Origin of the sequence: Wolbachia endosymbiont of Glossina morsitans morsitans, assembly GCF_000689175.1 — a bacterium.
GTDB lineage: Bacteria > Pseudomonadota > Alphaproteobacteria > Rickettsiales > Anaplasmataceae > Wolbachia > Wolbachia pipientis.
In genome coordinates, this window is record NZ_AWUH01000043.1 from 9,938 (window position 1) to 11,321 (window position 1,384).

Sequence of the window (1,384 nt, forward strand, 5' to 3'; positions counted from 1 at the left end):
GCTCCGGATTTTATAACAGTGTGGCCCAGTGAAACTTGTCCGTCACCTATTACTACTACACTTTTATTTTTTCTAATTGACAGTATAGTAGTGCCATACATTTTACTGTTGTCGTGTTGAATCATTTTTCTATCACTTTAAATAAGAATCCCATTATACTTTAATCTTTAGTCAAAATTGCTAAATATGTTTAATTATAGCTTATAATATAATGCCTTCCTTATAACATTTAAAGTGTAGATGCAAAACATAATTCACCCAGATTTGGAAAAAAGTATAAATAATTGGTTTGAGGCAAAATTTAACGGCCTTGCATTGCCATTTTATAGCTCTATAGATCTTAGAAACTCCAGCTACAAAATTGCCCCAGTGGACGCTAATTTATTTCCTGCGGGGTTCAATAACTTAAGTGAAGAATCAAGAACGATGGCAGCAAGATTGATAGAAAGCTACTTTAAAAGACATCAATACAAAAAGGTTCTTATAATACCGGAAAATTATACACGAAATAAAATGTATATAGAAAACGTATTTGCTATAGAGAAAATACTGCAACTGGCTGGTTTTGAAACTAAGATTGGCCTCTTTCATAATGAAACGTACAATTTAATAGAACCGTATGAAGCTATTGTGAAGGAAACCTCTCTATTAAAGACAACTTCAGGATTTGTGCCTGATGTTATTATACTGAACCGTGATATGACGAGCCACATTCCAGACACGCTAAAAGACGTAAAGCAAGATATAGTACCAAGCCCACTATACGGTTGGCATAGCAGGCAGAAATTTAAGTATTTTGAAATCTATCAAGAATTAGCGTCCGAGTTTTGTAGCGAATTTAAAATGGACCCATGGCTAATTTCTGTGCTTACAGAGAGCTGTGATGGAGTTGATTTTGATGATGATTCATCACTAGGAGCAGTAGCAACTAAAGTTGACCAAATATTATCTCTAGTGCAAAAAAAATATGAGGAATATGAAATAAAAACACAACCTTACGTTTTTATCAAAGCAAGCAATGGCACATATGGGATGGGCATTATAACAGCAACAAGTGGAGAGGAAATATTAAACCTCAATAAAAAAAAGCGTCATAAAATGAAAAAGATAAAAGAAGGAATAGCAATCAATAGTGTTATTATACAAGAAGGTGTACCAACCATTGACGTATTTAAAAGCAGTTCTGCAGAACCGCTAATATACTATATAGTAGATACTCCAACATGTTACTTATACCGATGTAATAGCAGGAAAGATGTATATTCCAGCTTAAACTCCATTGACTGCGAATTTTATGACGTTAGCAAAATAGTGGAAGAGAAACCTCTAGCACTTTGGAATATAGTTAGTAAATTAGCAGTGTTAGCATTAGCGGTAGAAATAA

The 1,384-nt window shown here is 33.7% G+C and carries 1 protein-coding gene; it reads left to right on the forward strand.

Annotated features, from left to right (window positions below; genetic code table 11):
• Nucleotides 1-240 precede the first annotated feature (240 nt).
• Nucleotides 241-1,384, forward strand: a 1,144-nt coding sequence (gene gshA, locus WGMM_RS01170; RefSeq protein WP_038248793.1) for a glutamate--cysteine ligase, incomplete at its 3' end; no start/stop codon positions are given.